18 protein-coding genes and 1 tRNA gene are annotated in these 23,278 nt (G+C 49.2%); 10 read left to right on the forward strand and 9 right to left on the reverse strand.

What is annotated here, in order from left to right; translation table 11 throughout:
• The 4 genes from gspE to OI69_RS03130 all read right to left on the reverse strand — a co-directional run bounded on the left by gspE (position 1) and on the right by OI69_RS03130 (position 6,431).
• Entirely contained in the window at positions 1–1,497 is a 1,497-nt protein-coding gene (gspE, locus tag OI69_RS03115; RefSeq protein ID WP_039346034.1) for a type II secretion system ATPase GspE, read from the reverse strand.
• Positions 1,494–3,449, reverse strand: a complete 1,956-nt coding sequence (gene gspD, locus OI69_RS03120; RefSeq protein WP_039346249.1) for a type II secretion system secretin GspD — start codon at positions 3,447–3,449, stop codon at positions 1,494–1,496. The genes gspE and gspD overlap by 4 nt, the downstream gene beginning before the upstream one ends.
• A gap of 88 nt (positions 3,450–3,537) precedes the next feature.
• The gene (gspC, locus tag OI69_RS03125) at positions 3,538–4,401 is read right to left on the reverse strand and encodes a type II secretion system protein GspC (protein WP_039346037.1); all 864 of its coding nucleotides are present in this window, start codon (positions 4,399–4,401) and stop codon (positions 3,538–3,540) included.
• Between the two features lie 50 nt (positions 4,402–4,451).
• A complete protein-coding gene (locus OI69_RS03130) occupies positions 4,452–6,431 on the reverse strand; it encodes a glycosyl hydrolase family 28 protein (protein WP_039346040.1) in 1,980 nt (659 codons plus the stop codon).
• Positions 6,432–7,277: 846 nt separating this feature from the next.
• Between OI69_RS03130 and gspB the strand changes: the two genes are divergently transcribed.
• Positions 7,278–7,850 (forward strand): type II secretion system assembly factor GspB, encoded by a 573-nt coding sequence (gene gspB, locus OI69_RS03135; RefSeq protein ID WP_039346256.1) that lies wholly within the window; start codon positions 7,278–7,280, stop codon positions 7,848–7,850.
• Here gspB and gspS read toward each other — a convergent pair.
• Positions 7,847–8,260, reverse strand: coding sequence for a type II secretion system pilot lipoprotein GspS (gene gspS / locus OI69_RS03140; RefSeq protein ID WP_039346043.1), 414 nt, complete (start codon positions 8,258–8,260; stop codon positions 7,847–7,849). The two genes, gspB and gspS, sit on opposite strands and share 4 nt — an antisense overlap.
• Positions 8,261–8,368: 108 nt before the next feature.
• Complete coding sequence (gene alaC / locus OI69_RS03145; RefSeq protein ID WP_039346044.1) at positions 8,369–9,610, reverse strand: alanine transaminase; 1,242 nt, start codon at positions 9,608–9,610, stop codon at positions 8,369–8,371.
• Between the two features lie 339 nt (positions 9,611–9,949).
• Here alaC and dgcA point away from each other — a divergent pair, with 339 nt between their 5' ends.
• Together dgcA and OI69_RS03155 are read left to right on the forward strand one after the other, a co-directional pair.
• Positions 9,950–10,930 (forward strand): N-acetyl-D-Glu racemase DgcA, encoded by a 981-nt coding sequence (gene dgcA / locus OI69_RS03150; protein WP_039346045.1) that lies wholly within the window; start codon positions 9,950–9,952, stop codon positions 10,928–10,930.
• Between the two features lie 42 nt (positions 10,931–10,972).
• Positions 10,973–11,833 carry a D-amino-acid transaminase gene (locus OI69_RS03155; protein WP_039346046.1) on the forward strand — a complete coding sequence of 287 codons (861 nt, stop codon included), beginning with the start codon at positions 10,973–10,975 and terminating at the stop codon, positions 11,831–11,833.
• Between the two features lie 78 nt (positions 11,834–11,911).
• Here OI69_RS03155 and OI69_RS03160 read toward each other — a convergent pair whose 3' ends face one another.
• Positions 11,912–14,365 carry a DUF3772 domain-containing protein gene (locus tag OI69_RS03160; RefSeq protein WP_039346049.1) on the reverse strand — a complete coding sequence of 818 codons (2,454 nt, stop codon included), beginning with the start codon at positions 14,363–14,365 and terminating at the stop codon, positions 11,912–11,914.
• Between the two features lie 397 nt (positions 14,366–14,762).
• Between OI69_RS03160 and OI69_RS03170 the strand changes: the two genes are divergently transcribed.
• The 7 genes from OI69_RS03170 to OI69_RS03200 all read left to right on the forward strand — a co-directional run bounded on the left by OI69_RS03170 (position 14,763) and on the right by OI69_RS03200 (position 20,984).
• Positions 14,763–14,839, forward strand: a tRNA-Arg gene (locus tag OI69_RS03170).
• A 577-nt stretch (positions 14,840–15,416) separates the two neighbouring features.
• Positions 15,417–16,553, forward strand: a complete 1,137-nt coding sequence (locus OI69_RS03175; protein WP_039346053.1) for a D-alanyl-lipoteichoic acid biosynthesis protein DltD — start codon at positions 15,417–15,419, stop codon at positions 16,551–16,553.
• A gap of 129 nt (positions 16,554–16,682) precedes the next feature.
• Positions 16,683–17,801 (forward strand): membrane-bound O-acyltransferase family protein, encoded by a 1,119-nt coding sequence (locus OI69_RS03180; protein WP_039346055.1) that lies wholly within the window; start codon positions 16,683–16,685, stop codon positions 17,799–17,801.
• Positions 17,798–19,231 carry an AMP-binding protein gene (locus OI69_RS03185; RefSeq protein WP_039346056.1) on the forward strand — a complete coding sequence of 478 codons (1,434 nt, stop codon included), beginning with the start codon at positions 17,798–17,800 and terminating at the stop codon, positions 19,229–19,231. Before OI69_RS03180 ends, OI69_RS03185 begins: the two co-directional genes overlap by 4 nt.
• Before the next feature lie 17 nt (positions 19,232–19,248).
• Positions 19,249–19,470 carry an acyl carrier protein gene (locus tag OI69_RS03190; RefSeq protein WP_039346057.1) on the forward strand — a complete coding sequence of 74 codons (222 nt, stop codon included), beginning with the start codon at positions 19,249–19,251 and terminating at the stop codon, positions 19,468–19,470.
• 313 nt (positions 19,471–19,783) lie between these two features.
• Positions 19,784–20,266, forward strand: a complete 483-nt coding sequence (locus tag OI69_RS03195; protein ID WP_039346058.1) for a cold-shock protein — start codon at positions 19,784–19,786, stop codon at positions 20,264–20,266.
• Positions 20,267–20,444: 178 nt separating this feature from the next.
• Complete coding sequence (locus tag OI69_RS03200; RefSeq protein WP_039346258.1) at positions 20,445–20,984, forward strand: DUF2058 domain-containing protein; 540 nt, start codon at positions 20,445–20,447, stop codon at positions 20,982–20,984.
• A 175-nt stretch (positions 20,985–21,159) separates the two neighbouring features.
• On the opposite strand, the gene OI69_RS03205 is transcribed toward OI69_RS03200, so the two are convergent.
• Together OI69_RS03205 and OI69_RS03210 are read right to left on the reverse strand one after the other, a co-directional pair.
• On the reverse strand, positions 21,160–22,236 hold the full coding sequence (locus OI69_RS03205) for a diguanylate cyclase (RefSeq protein WP_039346061.1): 1,077 nt from the start codon (positions 22,234–22,236) through the stop codon (positions 21,160–21,162).
• Positions 22,237–22,638: 402 nt separating this feature from the next.
• Complete coding sequence (locus tag OI69_RS03210) at positions 22,639–23,196, reverse strand: chorismate mutase (protein ID WP_039346063.1); 558 nt, start codon at positions 23,194–23,196, stop codon at positions 22,639–22,641.
• Positions 23,197–23,278: the final 82 nt, after the last annotated feature.

Below are 23,278 nucleotides of genomic sequence, written 5' to 3' on the forward strand. Positions count from 1 at the left end.
TCATTCCTCTTTGGTTACGCGGATCACTTCTTCCCAGGTCGTGAGCCCCGCCAGTACCTTATCCACCCCATCCTGACGGATGGTGGTTCGACTCTCACCCAGAATCTGCGCAATCGCCATTTCACCGTCACTGCGGTGGATCGCCGCGCGAACATCGTCATTGATCAATACCAGTTCATGAATGCCGATACGTCCCCGGTAGCCGGTATAGCTACACTGCGGGCAACCCACGGGGTTATGCAGCAGCGTACCCGGCGCGATCCCCATCTGTACGGCCTGAACTGCATCGACCGGATGCGGCTGGCTACAGTCAGAACACAGCGTTCTGACCAGACGCTGTGCTAATACGCCTAACAGGGAGGTTGATAGCAGGAAAGGCTCGACGCCCATATCCTGCAGACGAGACAGTGCGCCCAGCGCACTATTAGTATGCAGTGTGGATAGCACGAGGTGACCGGTCAGCGAGGCCTGCACGGCAATCTGTGCCGTTTCACCATCACGAATTTCCCCTACCAGCACGACATCCGGGTCCTGACGCAGAATAGCGCGCAGCCCGCGAGCAAACGTCATATCCACCTTGGTATTGACCTGCGTTTGTCCGATGCCTTCCAGCTCATATTCGATGGGGTCTTCCACCGTCATGATGTTACGTTCCGAGGCATTCAGGCGACTGAGCGCAGCGTAAAGCGTGGTACTTTTCCCCGATCCCGTTGGGCCAGTGACCAGAATAATGCCGTGGGGGCGATGGATCAGGCTGTCCAGCAGTTGCCGATTCCGTTCCGACATACCCAGCAGTTCAAGATCGAGCTTAACGCTGTTCTTATCCAGCAAACGCAGCACGACACGTTCACCGTAGTTGGACGGCAACGTGGAGACACGCACGTCAATCGCCCGTCCCCCTACCCTCAACGCCATACGACCATCCTGCGGGATACGCTTTTCCGCAATATCCAGCTTCGCCATGACCTTGATACGCGAGACCAGCAGTGACGCCAGTTTACGCTGTGGACGCAGGATCTCACGCAGTACACCGTCGACACGGAAACGGATCAGCAAATAGCGCTCATACGTTTCGATATGAATATCCGACGCCTTATCCTTAATCGCTTCGGTTAACATCGCGTTGATCAAACGGATAATCGGCGCGTCGTCATCGGCATCGAGCAAATCATCGCTGTCGGGTAGCTCTTCCACCAGCGTATAAAAGTCCATCTCATTGCCGATATCTTCCATCAGGCGGCGCGCTTCTTCCGAATCACGCTGATAGCTAACGACTAATTGCCGCTCAAACTCGTCTTCCGTCACGCGTTCAATTTTGAGCGAACAGCCCGCAATCCGACGCACTTCCAACAAGGCAGATGGGGGGGTCTGCGCGACGCAAATCGTCTGTAGACTCGCGTCATTTTCCCGCTGCAACAACAGAATTTGCTGCGATCGCGCATAGGCAAAAGGCAGTATGGGACGTAATTCTATCATCTGGGAGGCAACGTCACTCATTTCCCGCCCGCCGGATAAAACGCCACGATAGAGGACTGAACCTGACGGAACGTATAGGCATTTCCGCCTTCCGGCAGGCGCAGCAAATCGTTACTCAACAGCCCCCCTTCACCGTTACTCACATCCCGCTGTTTATCTTCCTCAGCGCTGAACGAGCGATACTTACTGGCAGAGGCGCTCTGGTATTGACTACGATCGCGGATAATGGAAGGACGGATAAACAGCATCAGGTTACGCTTTTTCGTCTCTTGACTGTTGGAACGGAACAGGTGTCCCAGAACGGGAATATCTCCCAACAGAGGCACTTTACTTGCCGACTCATTGGTACTTTTATCCAGCAAGCCCCCCACCACCACGGTTTCGCCGCTGCTGACCAACACCGCGTTATTCACGGTACGCGTATTGAATGTTGCCCCCAGATTGGTGCTGCTGCTGGAGGCTGCATCTGCCACGCTGGAGACTTCCTGTTCGATCTCCAGCAGAACGGAGTCACCTTCGTTAATTTGCGGCTTCACCTTCAGTTTGATACCAACCGTTTTACGCTCCACCGTTTGGAAAACGTTGTCGCCGGATGTCGTCTGTGAACCGGCCAATACTGGCACTTCCTGACCGACGTTAAACGTCGCTTCCATATTGTCCAGCGTGACGATACTCGGCGTCGCCAGAATGTCGTTCTTGCTGTTGCTGGACAGCGCCGTCATCAGCATGCTCCAGTTTCCCTGATAGAAACCGGCGGCAATGCCGTTGAAGCTGCTCAGTGCACTCAATGCTGGATTATTACTCAGCGTCCCATCACGCCGATACTGTTCTGCTCCCGCCACCATTGTCGTGATCGGTAATCCGGTATTCGTAAACTGCGTCGCTCCTGCATTTTTATTTGCCCACTGAACGCCCAGATTCATCCCGTCGGCATCCTGTACTTCCGCAATGATTGCTTCGACCAAGACCTGTGGACGACGGATATCCAACTGTGCGATCACCTGCTCCAGATCGCGCATGAGGTCAGGCGCGGCATTCACAATCAGGGAATTGGTTTGCTCATGTGCCTTAATCGAAATGTCTTTACGCAGCGCGGGGAGCGCATTTTGCTGATCGGTTTGAATGCTGTCGCCGACGCCAGTGAGCACTTCGACCAAATCAGCAGCTTTGGCGTATTTGAGGTAGATCACTTTGGTATTGCCCTGCACCGCCTGCTGACGATCGAGCTGTTTGACCATATCAATTACCCGCTGGCGGGAATTCGGTTCCCCACGCACCAGCACCGAGTTGGTTCGTTCATCCGCCACCACATTTGCGGTCAACATCCCCGGCAAAGCGGATTTCTCATCCATCTTGTTCAACTCGTTCACCATCTTCACCACTTCCGTCGAAGAAGCGTAAGACAGCGGTATACTGGTCACATTCCGATCGCCCGTCTGATCAACCCGTTCGACGATCGTCATCAGCCGTTTGATCACACCCGCGCGACCCGTCATCAACAACACATTCGACGGTTCGTAATGCACCACACTCCCGGCACCGGCGTTGTCGTTCAACTGGCGCAGCAGCGGAGCCAGATCGCGGGCTGCAACGTTATTCACTGGCACCACGCGCGTCACCACTTCATCGCCAATGCCCGGCTGATCGTCAGTCGCTAGCGGCATAGACGTCGATTTCGCATCCTTTGAACGAATGATTTTCAGGACGTTGTTATCCATCGGAATCACGGTGAACCCATAAACATCCAGCACGCTCAGGAAGAACTGGTAATACTGCTCTTCGTTCATCATGTCATAGCTGCGTACGGTAATCGTTCCGCTGACCGACGGATCGATAATGACCGTCTTATTCAAATTCTTACTGACGGTATTAATGAATTCCTGAATATCCGTACCCTTAAAACTGGCGGAGAATTCGGCGCTCCACGCCAACGATGACGCCATCAGCAGAACACTTCCGCCAATCCATAGCATGCTCTTGCGGCGTACCTGACCAAGCCATTGGTTTTTATGTTTTGCAAAAACCTGACGCTTAAAAAATCCCTGTCCCTTGCTAAACAAATTAGTGCTCTCCATCCAGTGCCAGATATATATCCTGCTGTTGACCATCACGCTCGACGGTCAAATTAAATTTGTTCATCCCTGCCAGTTGCGACATTGCCTGCTCTGCCTGCTCCGCATCGCGTAAATCCATCCCGTTTAATGACACTGCGAGATCGTTATCCTGCAAGCCTACACGGTAGAAAAGATCGGGGTTTTTGCCTGGGGTTAACTGATACCCCTTTAGGACATCGTCTTCCGTGACGGGAGAAATGGTGAGGTAGTCCTGCGCCGTGAAGGAATCATGCTGTGTTTCTTCTTTCGCCTGACTCAATGCGCCAGAAGGCGACGGTGTGTCGGTAACATTTTCTTCCTGATACAAGTGCAGCGCCTCATAACGCCCCTGATACTGGAGCACAACACGATCGGCAGAGATAGTCACAATTTTAGCTTCATAGCCCGGCACGGCATCGCCGACGTTGCGACTGTATTGCCGACTATCTTTAGCGATAATGGCAATCGAACGCTTAGCATCTTCACTCGCCAGAACCCCAGTCAGACTGATATTTAACGATGTCAGCGGAATATCTCCAGATAACGCGGCATCATTAACCGCCGCTGCATCCGCATCGGGGGCATGGCCGAACAAGGTAAAATCTCCCCGCGTTGCGGGCTTTTCTTTCGCTTGAGCTGGTGCAACCGACACGCCAACGTTACGTGGGTCTTCAGGGCGAAGAAAACGCCAAGTCAGTACGGCCAACTGCTGACAAATCAGCAGCAGGATCAGCCCCAACACAATACGTCGGATTAGGGGGGCTGGCAGTGACCGGAAAGTGGCAACCACCGAATGAAAAGACGGTTCTTTGAAAGCTTGCAATCGTGCCATAGATAATCATCCATAATACTCCCCACGCCCGTTGGCGTGGGGCAAATGCCTTATTCCGTTGCTGCTTCTCGGGTGAGGGTTTCATCACCGCGAGTCGTCAGCGCGGCATCATTATTTACACGGTCTTCGAGCCGGATATTTTCAACATGATCGAAATTCCAGGCTCCCGCTACATTCTCAAAAATGACATTTTTAAATGTACTGTCCTTCAGGAACGTAATGTCCGTGGCCTTTACATTTTTGAATTTTACATTCTCAAAATGCAATCCTTGGTGATAAGCATCGCGTCCAAAAGAGAACTTATAGGCATCGGCCATCTCAGCGACGGTCATGCCATCGACCATAATACTGTTTTTCTTCGCGGAACCATCCACCGTGACGTTGGAAACGGTTACATCACGGAACTGCGCAGGTTCACCAGCAGGCTGAGTATCGTTCACGTCTGCTTTATATTTTACCGTGAAAACGAACGGCTCGTTGACAATATCACGCATCGCGTTATTACGGAATACCACGTCACGCGAGCCACCACCATAATAGGGTCGGCTCTTCATACGCAGGCCAACATCCGTCTTATACATGACGTTATCTTCAGCAACAATTTTTTCAATCCAGGCACCGGTATGGCTACCCGTAACCACCGCGCCATGGCCGCGACGGAAGTAGTTATTGAAGATCCACGCCCCGCTCTGTGCTTTTTGCCCCCGTGTCGCCACCTCAGCACCGTATCCTGCCGCAAAGTTGACGCTATCATCGCCAGTATCAAAAAAGTTATTGAATACCATGACGTTTTGACTATTGCCGAATTCAATGCCGTCTGCATTATTGGCATCATACGTCGTGTGCGCCAGCGCATTCATCGCCACATTTTCGGATTCCAGCACCATTACCCCGTGGAAAGCCGGGTTCAGAATCGTCAGCCCTTCCAGATACAAGTTGCTCACACCGCGTAGCGTCATCAGACTGGAGCGTCGGTTTTTATACGCCTCATCCAGAGCCATTCCTTCTGCAACGGCTTTTGCCGTTTGGTCTTTTGCCAGAATACCGTCATTGGCCACATTGGTCGCTTTGCTCGCCCGGTAAAGCGGCAATTCGTTCTTTAATTCATCAGTTTCAGTAATGTTTGTATCACTGACCTTGATGCCACGCGTCCAGCCGTTTCCATCTATCGTACCCTGCCCGACGATACGAATATTTTTAAACGTACCGGCGTGGCTGCTGCCCTGATCATCCGCTTCCAGCACGTTAATCAGCGAAGGTGGACGTTTCGGTAATTTAGGCGAGCTGTACGGATAGAGATAATAGCCACGAGTGAGCGGATAATCGTCACCGTTTTCTGACCCTAGCAACGTAGCGCCTTTCGTGACTTCAAACGTCATATCGCTATGCAGAAACAGTGCGCCAGTTTTAAATGTGCCGCCATCAACCACAACTTTACACCCTTTCGGGTAGGCGGCTGGCGTGCAATCATCAATCGCTTTCTGAATCGCCAGTGTGTCATTGGCGACACCGTCTCCTTTTGCACCATAATTGGTCACATTCAGTGAGGCTGGTGTCGCCGTCGTTTTCTGCACAACGGTTTCACTATCCACGGATTCTTTACCATCGTCATAAAGCGCCCGCACCGTGAAGCGATATTCCGTTTCCGGCGACAAGTTCGTCACCTTAAAATTATGGAAGCTGACGCGCACATGCCAGTTGGCGGTATCGATCGCATTGTAAAAATTATCGATATAAGGCTTGGCGGGCGAATGCGTGTTCTGGTTATCAATCGTGCCACCTAGCAAGGTGCCGTTCATATAGACACGGTAATCCTTAATACCGGCAGCCGGTTTGGTTGGTTTTTCCCAGGCCAGCACCACGCTGTTGTCATCATAGGCCAGCGTCGGTACTTTTAGATTTTGTGGCGCGGCGGAACGGTCAACTCCGACATTCGGCGCTGAGTTGTTATCGTTACATCCGGCAATCAGACCACTCAAGACTACTGTCGCGCAAAGCGTAAGACGAGTACGGGGTAAAAAGTCAGTCATAGCATTTCCTGTATTTTTTATGTCACCCGATATATTTCCCCTACAGCAGGATCGCTACCACAGGACACATCGGGCAGAGGGGTTTACAGATGGAATGTGAAATTATTTTTTAGAAAAGATAACGACGGCAGCGAGATATCGAGTTTTCCCGCACTGGCAGGCTCCAGAACATATTTCTCCACGGTGCGATGGATTTTCCAACGCGATACGCACAAGCCTGACGCCACTCCAGTTCATGAGTGCAGACACGAGCCCCCGTGCCAGTAGGGCTTTCCCTTATTGATAAAAGACAACACCATATTTGTGGTAAAACATACACAATAATATCGTCCGTTTAATGTTGGGGACGGTGGGTTAAATAAAACGGTACTCTACCTGCCATACTTGCGGCCTTCCGGAAACTCGCATTATTTATGCGTATATTCCACATTGACCGGCTACCAATTATTAAAAAAGAAACGCAACACCCACAATTGTAAAACGCGATTTCATTAAATCAAATCCACACATTTTTTTTTGCGACCCGCATCAAGATTCCATTTGTGATTATTATTATCATCATGATTTTTAATCAATATGGAGGGACTATCACATAATAGAGAGGTTCCGTTTTCTGACGCCGCCTATTTTTTGCAAAATAAGGCATACCCAACCCACTTTCGTTTATGATGTAACGCTACACAGCCTAAGTACGCCCTAAATAATTCGAGTTGCAGGCGACGATGCAGCAAATCCCCAAGGGCTGACATCAGTCAGTGATTGGGGACGAGGTTCAGGAATGAGCCACATATTGCCAACACATGTAGCTTGAAGTATTGACGGGGATAAATGATTAAGGATGAGCGCGTGGACAACGCACCGGACGCAATGACACACCCACAACCAGCGCTACTTGCCAGATATCCGATGCCCGGTTATCTGATGGTTGTTTATGCTTTACTTTTTATCGCGCTCGGCTGGTTCAGCCACCAGCGCTGGGGTAGCGCCACATCGCCGACGACCGCACTGGCTGCTCAAACCGCGACTCTCCCTGCGACTGAAGGGCAAACACTGGCAGCACTCACGGTTTCCCCCCCTCATCAAGAAGCGGTTCATGTCGATACGCCAGCCGCCCCAGAGAAAAAGGCCATGCTGCCTCTGCCCGCCATCAAGAATGGTGAGATTCCACCGCTGACCTACAGCGCACATGTTTATACATCAGATGAAGCCAAACGCAGTATCACGCTCAACGGCCTACAATTCCGTGAAGGCGATTCGCCATTAGAAGGGTTGGTCATCGAACAAATTCAGCAAGATATGACCATTTTCAGCGTAGAGGGCAAGGTGTTTATTCTGGAGGCGCTAGAGGATTGGCCGGGCGGAAAATTCAATGAGGATGAACGTTCCGCCGACGATGAAAGTGGCAGCGCCGCGCCTTAGCCGTGGTTACGCAAGGCATCAATAAACGGCGTCAGCGTACGATTAAATTCCGAACACTGCGTTTCTTTTGGTGTGCTGTCTTTTAATAACCCTTGATACAGGCTTTCACTGCGCTGCGGTAAAGCCTGATAGCTCGCGACATTCCAACCTCTTTGTTTCGCCACTGTCAACGCGACATTGGTAATCGTCGCATCATCCGGGAGATCGCTGCGGTTACATTTCGATTTGAGATAACGGGTAGCCGCTACCAGCGATGACAATTGATTCAGTTGCTCGTTAGAAGACACCGTGGCCGCTGAAGACTGGCCTGCCACCGTTCCTTTGTGGACAGACGTTCCTGTTTGTTGGCACCCGGCCAGCGCGACGCAAAGTAGCGTTAACGCAGAAAATTTAGACAGAGATAACGACATAACAAACTCATCCTGATTGAGATTAACGGTAGGCATTCTAGCAAATGATAGGCCGCTGTCACGGCATGTTTATGTGGCTCCCGATCAGATGACCGAGAGCCGAGGATATCAGGCAGCACTGCCCTTACCCGATAAGGATTTAGCGGTCGGCAAAATACCGTCAGCGCGGAACATGGTCTTAATGCCGCGTACTGCCTGTCGAATACGATCCTGGTTTTCAATTAAGGCAAAACGAACATGGGTATCGCCATAATCGCCAAAACCAATGCCGGGGGAAACGCAAACTTTCGCTTCCGACAGCAGACGCTTAGCAAACTCCAGCGACCCTAGGTGTGCATAGGCGTCAGGAATTTTTGCCCAGACATACATGGACGCTTTCGGTTCATCAACCATCCACCCCGCTTCATGCAGACCGCGCACCAAAACGTTACGGCGCTGCCGATATTGCTCGGCAATATCCCGCACACATTGCTGATCGCCTTCTAACGCCGCGATCGCCGCAACCTGCAACGGTGTAAATGTACCGTAATCGTGGTAGCTCTTAATCCGCGCCAGCGCGCTGACCAGCTCCGGGTTTCCGACCATAAAGCCAATACGCCAGCCTGCCATATTGTAGCTTTTTGACAGCGTGAAGAATTCTACCGCGATGTCCTTCGCGCCAGGCACTTGCATGATCGACGGTGCCTTCCAGCCATCGTAAACGATATCGGCATAGGCCAAATCATGGATCACCAATACGCCATACTGTTTCGCCAACTCAACAACGCGTTCAAAGAAATCCAACTCGACGCACTGTGCTGTCGGATTCGACGGGAAGCCGAGAATCATCATTTTCGGCTTCGGAATACTCTCGCGGATCGCGCGTTCTAATTCATTGAAGAAATCGACGCCTTCCACCAATGGCACAGAACGTACCTGTGCGCCCGCAATCACGGCACCATAGATATGAATGGGATAACTCGGGTTCGGCACCAGTACCGTATCCCCGTGATCCAGCGTTGCCAGCATCAGGTGTGCCAGCCCCTCTTTAGAACCAATCGTGACGATAGCTTCGCTTTCAGGATCGATATCAACTTCGTAGCGATCGGCATACCAGCGGGAAATTGCACGACGTAAGCGAGGAATACCTCGGGATGTCGAATAACCATGCGTGTCTTCACGCTGTGCAACCGTACAAAGTTTTTCCACGATATGAGGAGGTGTTGGACCGTCAGGATTACCCATGCTGAAATCAATAATATCCTCACCGCGACGACGCGCAGCCATTTTTAATTCAGCAGTGATATTAAATACATACGGGGGGAGACGATCGATGCGCGTAAAACGGCGCGGAGACGTAGAATCAGCCATAGCATCCTCAAATTAACGTGAGCGCCCGGACCGTCCGAGCGACGTAGTGCCTGTAAAAAAGCACTCTATTCAACATCCTTCAAATCGCAGGAAAGCCGTTTTCGTTGAACACCGCTGTCATTAGCCACAAGGGCACATGCGACTGAAGTATGATGAATCTATTCAAGCTATCTCAGATAATTCGCGCTGTCGATACCGTGCCGATAAATTTTTCCAGCGCAATATTAAGTCACGCTTATTTCTTATGAAGATCGCGAAAAATGGAGAATATGTAGCAGAATAAGCATTACACTGACGCCCCGCTCTGAGACTGGACAGATCATCCCTAAGAGTACATTTATGATCGAGATGCGATATTTCACCGAAAGCTGGCCAATAGAGGGCGCCTTTACCATTTCACGCGGAAGCAAGCGTCAAGCCGATGTCGTTGTCGTTGCACTCCAGTCCGATAACGTGACGGGTCATGGCGAGTGCGTCCCTTATGGACGCTACGGTGAATCGCTCGATAGCGTAATCGCGCAACTTGCCTCACTGCACAGCGACTTCCGCAACGGTTTAGATCGAGAAGCATTGCAAAGCATCCTTCCCGCAGGCGCAGCACGTAACGCGATCGACTGTGCATTCTGGGATCTCGAGTGTAAACAGCATCAGCAGCGCATTTGGCAGCGCCTGAACCTCCCGTCACCAGCGGCGTTGGAGACCGCCTATACACTATCGCTCGATACGCCAGACCAGATGCGACAAGCAGCGCTACGCAATGCCAATCGCCCTCTTCTCAAATTAAAACTGGCGGGTGCAGATGATCTGGCCAGAGTCGCCGCGGTTCGCGGAGGCGCGCCATTAGCACGCCTGATTGTGGACGCCAATGAGGGATGGGATATCGAACGCTATCTGACACTGGTTCCTGAACTCGCGGCGCTTGGCGTAACGATGATCGAGCAACCTTTCCCGGCAGGCAACGATGAGATGCTGGCCACGTTGCCCCGCCCTATTCCCGTCTGTGCCGATGAATCTTGTCATAGCAGCCAGTCACTGGCCACCATCGCCGGGCGCTATGACATGATCAATATCAAGCTGGATAAAACCGGCGGTCTTACTGAAGCGTTGCGCCTGCGAAAGTACGCACAGGAACAAGGCTTAAAAATTATGGTCGGTTGCATGGTGAGTACATCGCTCTCAATGGCACCCGCATTTGTCGTGGCGCAGGGTGCCGCCGTGGTCGATCTGGACGGTCCACTGCTTTTGCAGCGCGATCGCACTAACGGGTTGCACTATAACGGTAGCGAAATATTACCGCCCGACGCATTATTGTGGGGTTAACGTGCGTTAACCTGCATTGAACAACTAGTAAGGAGTGTTGTGATGCAACGTCTTGTTTATGTTGATGGACAGTATCTGGAAGAAAATGAAGCAAAAATCTCTGTATTTGACCGTGGTTTCCTGTTTGCCGATGCCGTTTATGAAGTCACGGCTGTCATCGATGGTAAATTGGTTGATTTACCCGATCACATCTCTCGCCTGCAACGCTCCTGCCGCGAACTCTCACTCACGTTGCCCGTGACATCAGAGGCACTCAAAAACATTCACGAAGCGCTAATCCGTAAAAATGGACTGAAAGAAGGCGCGATCTATTTACAACTTAGCCGCGGTAATGCCGGCGATCGTGATTTTTATTTCCCTACTGCTGACGTCAAATCCACGCTGGTTGTATTCACTCAGGCACGTTCGCTGGTCGGTAACCCTAAAGCCACAACCGGCCTGCATGTTGTTACCACTGAGGATATCCGCTGGCATCGTCGGGATATCAAAACCGTCAGCCTGCTCGCTGCCAGTCTGGCGAAAGAATATGCCCATGCAAATCAGGCCGACGACGCCTTCTTTGTCGAAAATGGTTTCGTTACCGAAGGCAGTTCCTGCAACTGCTATATCGTTCTGCATGACAACACCGTGGTAACCCGCCCGCTCAGCAACGATATTCTGCACGGCATTACTCGTCAGTCACTGCTCAAGCTGGCAGAAAAAGAGGGGATTACGCTGGAAGAACGCTGCTTCACACCGGAAGAGGCCTATCACGCTAAAGAAATTTTTGTCACGTCAGCCACGATGCTCGTTCTCCCCGTCGTGGCGCTGGATGGAAAAACGATCGGTGATGGTAAACCGGGTCAGGTGACTCTTCGATTACGCGAAATCTATCTCGATATGATTAGCCAACAGGGAAAATAGCCGTGTTCAACCTCCTATGAGCACAGCTTGGTTTCATCCGTTACCCGTTCGAGAATGGATAACGGATGACTGAACCGATTATTTATCCTCGCCCGAGACGCTATCAGATAACGCTACGCCCGAATTTTCCAGCACCATTTTCTGCGGTACAGCCAAAGGAATATTGGATGCCCGCAATCGTTTGATGATCTCAAACAGCAGATCGCTCTTCGCATCTGACACCATTCTCGGGCTATTGACGTAGCCCTTCACGCTCAGCACCATGCCTGTCGGAGTCAACTGGCTGAATTTCACTGACGGTGCGGGTGATTCCAGAATGGCATCATGATTGATATACGCATCCAATAACAACGTTCGGACTTCTTCAGGATCAATATCTAACGGGAATGTCAGCGCCAGCGTCGCGACCCCAAATGGGTTTCCCATCGTAATATTACGTACGTTCTGTGAAATAAATTGCGAGTTCGGCACGATCACCGTAGAACGGTCGCCCAACTGAATTTCTGTCGCCCTCACGTTAATTCGGCGGATATCCCCTTCAACACCGCTGATACTGACCGAATCCCCGACTTTCACCGGGCGTTCCGTCAGCAAAATCAGACCCGAGATAAAATTCTTTACTATCTCCTGTAAACCAAAACCGATCCCCACCGACAGCGCACTGACAATCCACGCCAGCTTATTCCACTGAATCCCCAATGTCGCTAATGTCAGTAAGATAATCAGGATATAGCCGATGTTGCTAAACAACGTCACCAATGATGCTCGAATCCCGCGCTCTAGCGTTGTTTTAGGAAGAAACTCGTCTTCCAACCAACGTTTTGATGAGCGTAAAACATAAATACCCACGACCAGAAAGAGCACCGCATTAACCAGATGTGCCGGTACAATACTGAGGGTTTCCAACCCTTTTCCGCCCCAAATTTCAACAGCCTTTTGCACAAGCTCAAGAGGTGTTGTCGTTCCAAATGTGCCGTTAAGTAAGGCAACGGCTGCCATTAAAATTAACAAGACCTTACCGCTAGCAGATAGGATCAATGTGGCCTGAGCCAAGTGCCTGTCGTCCAGATTAAGCGAATTTTTCATTCGCTTGCCGCTGGCATTATTGGGAGAGAAAAGACTTTCGCAGATATCAGCAATAAACGTTGAGAACAAATACAGGCAGGAAAACACCATGCCAATCCATACCAACTCGAACGCCAGAAAACGAGCCAGCGAAATATAACCAATGACCAGTGACACCAGAATAGAGAACGCCGTCGCTAACACCGCAAGATGAATCACGCCGGATAATGTGGAACGCGCTTCCGGTTGCTCTCCTGAATGCACCATCTGCCGACGAATCTGATCGCTTTTCAGCGTTATCGTCCCCGCCGTGAACGCTAAGAACAATGCAGATAAACCGTTAACCATTATCGTTGCCGCAACCGATGTCCCCACCGTTACCGTCACTTGCTCAATAAAGCCGAAGATCAGGATAATCCCCGCAGCAACCACAGGGAACGGCTTCATCGCTTTTGCAACAGGATTCGCAATTGCAGGCAAACGCCATGAAGGGCGCTGATTTGACAGGAATGCTCGCCCTAACCCGGCAATCATCGAACAGAAAATGGCCTGCCTTACCAATGCATCAAGGAACGACACCACGCGTTCTGAAGATCCTCCGTGGCGCGTAAAGGTAAAATCGATCAGGTTCGCCGCAATGCCGATCGTAACCACGGTTGAAATAACCGACGCCGTCGCCAGAAAACTCCGCCGCAAGCGGCCTTCCGGCAGCCAGTGAATACCGGCCCAGGCAAGATACTTCTCCAGATACCGACGACCTGCCGAACTCATGATAATGGCTATCAGAATCAGAAATGCGGAACCGTAGCGCCAGTCCGGCTCCCAGGCCACGGCAAAGGCATCACTTAATTGCCCCTGAAAGACACTGAGGCGACGAACATCTTCTGCTTGCGGAGTCACAATCGGTGCCCAGAAACGCCCCCCCAGAATACTGCCGGAGTTCAATGCCAGTTGCGTTTTCAGCGCATTACGACGCAGTGTAACTATTTGTGCCGACAGATTAGCCGCACTCGTACGTAACGCCTGAATCTGCTCAATCTGTGCATCCATTTTGGCTTTTTGTGCATTCAGACTATTGCGCTTACGCGTCACTTCACTGGTTTCATTAAGACCAGAGTTGGCTTCTGGCGCGGGGCCCAATACATCCAACTGAGCCTGAATTTGTGCCCGTAACGGCGCAACAGCATTAGAAAGCTCATTGGCGTTATTCACCAATTCCTGCGTGGTGTCATTCAACGCGCCAAACTTGCTATCGTTATTTGTACCTGAAACCTGCTGCTTGATGTTATCTAACTGTTTTTGCAGTTTGATCAACTCCGCATCAACATTAATTTTTACTGGCGTATCTGTCTGTGCAGGCTGTGGGTCGGGATCAGAAGCCGCACTCGCCGCCGATGCATACCCAGCGGGCAGCACCAACATCGCCAGTAGAAAAACGCGCAAGAATGCGGATGAAAAAATGTTCATAAATCAAAAGGTTCCAAAGTTCGACAAAATAGCGGATTCACAAATACCCGAGCGACAAGCCCGACGCGTGAAAACAGCCCACATTCATCCAAAACCCCACGAATGCGAACATAGTGTATCAACAGCGTAAGATACAGAATACGCCCGATCATAACTTGAAAAGAATTACTGAATGCGTCTCGCAGATAAAATTGAAACATTCATCGTTCCACATCGTTTATGCCAATTGTTCTCACCATTGTGCAAAAAAAACACATTCCAAAAGCGACATTCAGCAAAGTTGTACAGGGATTCATCGTATAGCGTAAATCCAGCGCCAACCCGTTGACTCACTGAGACGTGTGGGTATAATCCAGCCCACTGTTATCAATCAGCAGTCACTTCTTCTTTGCGCAATGCGCCCTTAGCTCAGTTGGATAGAGCAACGGCCTTCTAAGCCGTAGGTCGTAGGTTCGAATCCTACAGGGCGTACCATACTTTTCAAACACTTACCAACGACTCAACCCAAACCCAGTCACAACAGGTGTCTTAATGGGTGCGGTAATGAAAATCAGTGATTATCACGCAACAACGGCCGCGTGTTCAGCGACAACCGCCGCGGCTATAAGCCAATACTCAGCACCAGACATACCCGCAGCACACGACACATCGCGTTGATGCTAAACTCCGCCTGATTTTTTAAAAAAACATTAATTTCAATCACTTACAAAATCATGTCTCGTCAGTTTGGAGAAAAGTCAGCGCGTCAGCCAAGTGCCGTTTGAGACGAGCATTTCCGACAGTCAGCTCATTTCCCGTTCAGATGACGTGAGCCGCTGTTAGCATGGCTTTTGCTGGATAAGATTAGAATTCCTCCCGCTTTCCGTCTCAATCGCGTGGAGCGAGTCACCTTATTATGTGACGGAGATAAACACTGTACATACCGTTACACAGCAACGCTCATCATCGAAGATAACCCTGGTATATAATCCGAAAATACAGGGATCGATTTACTGTGAAGATAAAAATTCACAAATTTCAAACAATAAATATTATGTAGCCTTATTTTATAATGAAAATCAAAAATACTCTCTGCCTACATATCCTGATGGCTACCCTCGCCATCCTGTTGCTTAGTGTTCCCCCGTTGGTGGCAAGTATTGATCCAGCCCTCACATTCCAGCCGTTAATTAAAACCATGGAAGGGACGCCAAAAGAACAAAAGGAAAAAATAGCAACCATTTCCCATGCTTTACAGGGAAATGCGATTTTCTTTCTCGGAGCGTCTGAAGTCTCTACCTCTGAAGATGAACATTACGCAATATATAATTACTTTAATAATCAATTACGTCGCCCAGTTGTGGCCTATGGTGATAGTTACGTCGATAGCGTCACGCATTTTTTACTGCTCTCGCGTTTTAAAAATGACCTTAACGCTAACAGTAAGGTGGTTTTATTACTTGCACCTGACAGCTTTTATTCGGATGGCATTCCTCCAGCAATTTTTGCCAATAATTTCCCAGCATCCGTTTTTAATCCCCTGATGAATGACGAACAGACACGTCCCTTTTTGGTCAATTACTTACAACACATCGATCAGGAAGAGATAAGTCATTTAACCTTCGGCCAAATGAAAGTCTATGGTTGGGAACCGCAAATTATCTGGCAGGAAGTAAGTTATCAATTTGCTAATTTCTGCGAACTGATAAAAAAATACTGGCTGGCGGTGCTGGATATTGTCCCTCAATCGGCACAGCCGTGGCCTGAGAAGACTGCCACCGACAGGATCCCTGACTGGCATCATGAGTTGAATCACGCTCATGTGTTGAACCAGTCTCGTCAGCAAAGTGCAGACACGTTGTGGATGGATAAGTCTGTGTTTGCAGACGATCAAACCCCGGAGGAATGGGACGACGCGCCAATCGCTCCGGCGCAGATGGAGGCATTGCGGGCAACGATCAAATTGCTGAAAGCGCGCAACACCCAGTTTGTCGTCATCGTTGATCCGATTAATCCGTGGGCGATTAATAACTCCCAAAAATTCCAACCCATCGACAGTCAGATCCGGTCGATGCTGGAAGAAAATCAGGTTCGCTATTTTGATATGTATGCGCAGCCTTATCAGAACGGTTGGAATTGGGATCGCCTACACCCAACCGAACCAGCATGGGTCGCCATGGATCAATTTATTGCGGAGAGTTTTAAATAATGAGAACCGCCATTCGCCTTTTTTTCCTTTATCTCTTTCTGGCGGTCACCATCGTTGCGTGGACCTCTGTTGATGAAAGCATGAGTTTAAAAGTGCATTTTGAATATCAAAAATTCTGAAGGATGAATAATGTACAGCTCCGGAATGTTTTTTCTCCTTCTGTTTTCATCTGCATTATTGTTTGCGCTGGTTAATCGCGTATTCAGTAATCGGCTGACGTATTTATCTGCCTTCTCCGTATTGGCGGTGTTCGGCTGGGGGTATATTTTCCAGGGGGATTACGTTGTTCCCGTGGTGGTATTCCTGAGCTTTTATCTCCTCGTCACCTTAAAAGAGAAAGGTTGGTTAAAAACCTGGCAAGCGGTCAGTCTGACGTTAGTTCCGTTGTTTTTGGTGAAATTACACCTCAACAACCACTGGGGCATGATCGGCCTGTCCTTTATGACCTTTCGCGCCATTGATGTACTGCTTTATCGCAGCAAAAAAGATGGCCAGAACGTCCTGCATTACTTCTGCTACCTCTTTATGCCTTTTATTATTCTGGCTGGCCCGATGTATCGCTGGCGAACATGGCGTAATGACATAAATAAACCGGTCTTCACGCTTACCCGTGAGTCGTTTTTAGTCGCCATAGAGCAAATCGTTACCGGCATTATTCAGAAATTTTTATTCGCTATGCTGATCAATAACCTGGTTATTGAGTCGTGGAACCAGCGCCCATTTACCTTAAGCGTTGGAGTGGTGATGTCACTGGCCTACAGCGCTTATCTTTACTTTGATTTCGCTGGCTACAGCAATATGGCTATCGGCTCGGGGCGTTTATTTGGCTTGAATATCCCAGCGAATTTTAACATTCCTATTCTGGCTAAAAATCCACAGGATTTCTGGCGGCGCTTCCATATCAGCCTGTCAGAATGGTTGAGGGATGTGGTCTTTATGCCAATTTATATGAATCTGATGAAGCTCGATTTTTTCCGGCAGAACAAAACGCTGGCGCAGAATATTGGCATTTTCTGCACCCTGTTTTGTATGGGGGCATGGAACGGGCTAGAACGACACTATGTCATCAGCGGCGCGCTGTTTGGCGCCATTTCCGTTGCTCATAACATGCTACAGTGGTCAGCCAAACGCAGTCCTGCACTGAGCAACTGGCTACATCATCCGGTTATTGTGTTCATCGGTCGCATTCTGACGCTGTCAAGCGCTGCGGCTTCTCTCTACATTTTTAGCGGAATGTCTCCTCTATGAACCTTTATTCAGAACTTCAGGAACTGCAAGATTTCCTCCGGGCGGCATTACTCGACCCTGCGAACCCAAATCAGTTGGCGATTAGCGGCAGCGATGAGGTGATAACCTGGCAGCAACTATCCGTCGCCGTTATCGATTGGTCGCATCGCTATCAGCACTGCCAGCAGTCGGTTGGCTCGCCGATTGTGTTGTATGGACATCAGCAGGCTGAATTTGCCGTGGCAATCTATAGCTGCCTGTTGAATAACATTCCGTATATTCCTGTGGATTGCATCTATCCACAGGAACGGCTCAGAGAAATTTGCCATCTGGCCAATGCTCCTTACTACTACGATGTGGCAGCCAGACAGTTCATTGCTACCGGTGAGACAAGTCAGGCGCTGGTCGAGCAGGATCTCGCCTATATCATGTTCACCTCTGGCAGCACCGGAAAACCTAAAGGTGTACAGATCGGGCGTGAAAGCCTGTGGCATTTCATGAAGTGGGTACGCGAAGACTTCGCGCTGCCGGATACACCGGTGCTAATGAACCACGCCGTGTTCAGCTTCGACCTCTCCCTGATCCCGCTGCTGGCGAATCTGGCAACTGGAGGACACATCGTGCTGAATGCGAAAGAAGATATAGCGGCAGAAAACTGGCTTGACCGCTTGAAAGACAATCGTGTTTCCGTCTGGGTTTCAACCCCATCTTTCGCCTATCAGAAACTGCTCTCCCCTCAGTTCAACAGTGAATATTTACCCGATCTCAACGTCTTTGTGTTCATTGGTGAAGTGCTGAACAAAGCGCTGGTCAAACAGTTACGCCGCCGCTTCCCGCACGCCAAAATTCTTAATTCCTATGGCCCAACGGAAGCGACCATCGCCACTACTGTCATCGAAATCACCGATGACATCCTACACAGTGAAAACGACCTGCTACCAGTCGGCGCAATGATGCCAAACTCCAAAATGGAAATTACCGCTGACGGTGAACTGATTATTTGGGGCAAAAACGTGATGCGCGGCTACCTCGGGCTGGCGAAAGAAAACGCGGAAAAGCTGCTGCATCGGGAAAGCGAAGCGTTCCGTGGCTACAGGACCGGCGATCTGGGCTACGAAGACGGGCTGCTATACTGTCAGGGGCGCAATGACAGCCAGATCAAACTCAATGGCTACCGTATTGAAATCAACGAGATTGAAAATCGTCTGCTGGCGATATCTGACATCAGCGAAGCGGTTGTTCTGCCACTGATGAAATCAGGCGGTGGAGTACTGCGTATCGCAGCGTTCTGCGTGACGAACTTAGCGCCCGAAGCGATTAAAACGTCGCTCTCGCAGGTGATTCCACCCTACATGGTGCCTTCCCAAATTATTATCAAAGAAGCGTTGCCGCTTAACCCTAATGGCAAGATTGACCGTAAACTGCTGGACACTCATGCCCGTACGATCTAATTATCCCAGGAAAAATGATGGAACAAGAAATACTCGCGCTGTTTGAAAAGATCTTATCCCGTAAAGTGGGCTTTAACGATGAGCTGATTGAGTCCGATATTCTCGACTCTATTCTAGCGGTCGATCTGGTGCTGGAAGTGCAGGAGGTTTACGGCTGTGTGATCCCACCAACCGAAGTCGCTACCGTTCTAAAAACCCCTGCGGATCTAGCACGCTACATTGAAGAGAGCCGAAGCTAAGACTGAAGCCACAACCGTTTATCAGTGCTTTTTAAAGACCCTGACGATGCTGAGGTAGGGTCTTTCTCACGGCTGACATGTTTCGCTATGAAGAGCAAAAAAGCACAGATATTGCCGTTTTCTCCTGATACGGTTTATCAGGCATGCCTCTCGCGCGCGATCGATATAGGTACTCCGCTTTTTTGCGCCGCTACCGCGCTACATAACAAAAATTTATCATCAAGACTTAAACCAAAGACGTAGTCTATACAAGACTTGTGTTTTACACTGCGCGCTGCAAAAATTGAGTAGATAAACGATTAAGTAGGCGGTAATGGCGATGAACGGAACGATCACAACCTGGTTTAAAGATAAAGGTTTTGGATTTATCAAAGATGAGAACGGCGATAACCGTTATTTTCATGTGATTAAGGTCGCCAATCCCGAGTTGATTAAGCAAGATGCGGCGGTCACTTTCGAACCCACCACAAATGCCAAAGGGTTGTCGGCTTATGCAGTGAAAGTCGTACCGGAAAGCAAATACATCTATATCGCGGGCGAGCGTCTTAAGCTCTCCTCGATCAAGTCTTACCTGGTTTACAGCGAAGAAGTACCTGCCGATATCCGTATTGATAAAGAGAACACAGTGCTGTCTGTGGGGATATTAATGGGAAGCATCAGGCCGAAATCTACTGCTAAATCCGGTGAAATGCGCTCACTAAAAAAACTGGCTATCACCACCTTCCAGGGGACAACATTGATCTTCTCAGAAGATGAGATAGACGTGGATACCACGGTGAAACTGCTCAAGTTCTGAAAAAATCAGGACTGCCCTTGTGCCGACGCCCTGTATCGTTCATAAGCAGAATGTCGGCACCGTATCTGATACCTCTCGCCAAAATCAAGCTCTAGCGCGCTCAGATCCTGCAATCTGGTACAGCCTCAAAAATTACAGGTATAATCCCGCAAATTATTCAACTGGCTTAGATACGAAGATGACAAAACTCACCTTACAAGAGCAGATGCTGAAAGCGGGATTAGTCACCAGCAAAAAAATGGCTAAAGTCCAAAGAACGGCTAAAAAATCACGCGTTCAGGCGCGCGAAGCAAGAGAAGCGGTAGAAGAAAATAAAAAAGCACAACTTGAGCGTGATAAACAGCTAAGCGAACAACAAAAACAAACTGTTTTATCCAAAGAGTATAAAGCTCAGGTTAAGCAATTGATTGAAATGAATAGAGTTACCATTTCAAAAGGTGATATTGGTTTTAATTTTACAGATAATAATTTAATCAAAAAAATAATGGTGGATAAGCTAATTCAAGCTCAGTTGATTAGTGGTCGTCTTGCCATCGCTCGTTTGGTTATGGATAACCGTGGCGAAAGTGAATACGCGATAATCCCCGCAAGTGTAGCCGATAAAATTGCCCAGAGAGACGCAAACAGTATTGTATTAAACAGCGCGCTGAGTCAGGAAGAACAAGATGAAGACGATCCTTATGCTGACTTTAAAGTCCCCGATGATTTGATGTGGTAATTCACATTTTGCCGATGCTTAGGTATGAAAAGCCCGTCAGGGATTTTCATACCTATTTGATATTCAGCCGATTCATAGAGAATGCCGTGTTATCCTGAACAGTTGCCAACACTGTTGCGACCAGCCCGATTGAGTTGCGTTTTTTGAGCTTACCCGGTCATACACCTGATGCAGGCTAGCGTCCTATATGTTCAGCGACTTCAGTGCGGCGGCGACCTTTATTTTTCGCCCGATAAAGCGCCATATCCGCCGCTTTTAACCAGTCAATATATTGCTCCATTTCCGATGAAATCTCTGCAATGCCGACGCTGACAAAAACTGCCAATTGCGGCGTCTGATTCAGGAACTTGAGTGATAAACTTTCCCGAATGCGATTCACCACCTCCAGGGCATCCCCCGCGTGGGTCTGGGGCAAAATAACGGCAAATTCGTCACCCCCGAATCGCCCTATCACATCCGTTTCCCGAAAACCGGACGTCAGTTCACGCGCCAACAGCAATATCGCTTGATCGCCGACGTTATGTCCAAAATTATCGTTAAAGGCTTTAAAGTGATCGATATCGAACAAGACTAATGTCGCCGTACGCCTATAACGCTGGCAAATATCATATTCGTGTTTCAGCAAGCGTTCCCAGTGGTGGCGGTTATAGAGGTTTGTCATACCATCATGAATACTGACTTCCATCAACATACGCTTGTGTTCTGCGAGTTTCAGCGCGGTGGTGTAGGTAACATAGCCCAGAGAAATCGGGTAAATCAGCAACATCGGTAGGCAAGCATAAAGCTGCATCGGTGTGGTATCCAGAGAGACAGGCACAGAAAACAGCACCAACACCAATATACAGGCAATACATTGTAATACGATGCCCTGAACAAACAGTTTTATCCCCCCACCAGCCGTGCTGTTCATTCCAACCATCGCGACAATCAGCGCGCTGGGTAGCAGGTTCACGCCCATCAATCCAATCCAAATACCGCCAAATATCACATCAAACAATAAATTACGCTTCTCACACTCCATAGGGTCGCTTGACCACCGGGATAGCATATAGGCAACATGAGGCCAGACGAGGGCATTAAGAAACAGCCCCCCCCACACCAGCATCGATACAGGTTTGGTAATGAGCACCGAGGAAATAAAAAGACAGCACAGTATCGTACCAGTAATACGAGGAATGTAGACTCGCTGGGAAAAGCGTAGCCCTGAGCGACGTACATCTACCATCAAAAACGTCGGCGACGAGGCTGACATAACGACCCCCACACAGTTCACTAACAAATAGCGAGAAAAAACATTATAACGGTAGACGTATCAGCAACAGTGAGACGCTTTTTAATTTATTTTGTCACATAATTAACAGATAGCGTAAAAGTAATATAGCGTAACACAAATGTTAACTCACAGTGATTTTATCCGTGGTTTTCCATACCACTTATTACTACAGACTCACCTGCCATGATGACCTACGTTATTGAGATAAAGGGGAAAGATAACGTGTTGATAGACTCATCTGCCAGTGCCCGTACGGCATTATTACTCGGTATTTTTCAATTATCATCACATCTGCCGCCAGTTTGACGGGAAGGCCACTGGCCTTCCCTGCCGTTTACGCCCCAAACATAGTATCGATAAGGCGTCTTTTCTCCCACTCGACTATTTACCGTCTGGTTCAATTTTACTCAATGCCGCATAAATCTGGCGCTTGTCATTCTGTGACAGATTCTCAACATTAATCGCAGAGAGAAACGTGACCTCTTGCTCAGGAGAAAAATGCCCGCCATGTGCGAGATAACGTTTAATACTAATCAGGAGCTGATCGTCAATCGTCAGTAACATCGGCCTGATCGTGTTGTTCAACGACAGAGGCATCCAGTCGCTCTCTGGTGTTGCAAGCCAGTCAGCCATATAGCGATACTGAATAGCTTTGCTGGCATTCATTAATGAAGTGAAAAAAAGTTGTGTGCTCTGCGGGGATAAACCAGTAACCGCAGATTGTTCTCGCACCTTACTTAAGATACGTTCTTCTTGCTGTAGATCTTCAACTGGCAGATGCTGGCGAGCCTTATACCCCGCAACATCTTTCATGAGCACCATCCTCTCCTGAATCAGTTGATAGATGCCACGGGGATTATCCTGCACAGCCGCATGCAGAGGGAGGCACCAGGCAGAACTCATCACTAACGAGATAACAGCGGAAATAGGCAAATTCATCGGGTTACACTCTCCTGTCAGTACTATCATGAACATATATGGCTATATTTTTATTTCACCATTGCGGCAGGAGATAATAAAT

The organism is Pectobacterium fontis, from assembly GCF_000803215.1.
Classification (GTDB): Bacteria; Pseudomonadota; Gammaproteobacteria; order Enterobacterales; family Enterobacteriaceae; genus Pectobacterium; species Pectobacterium fontis.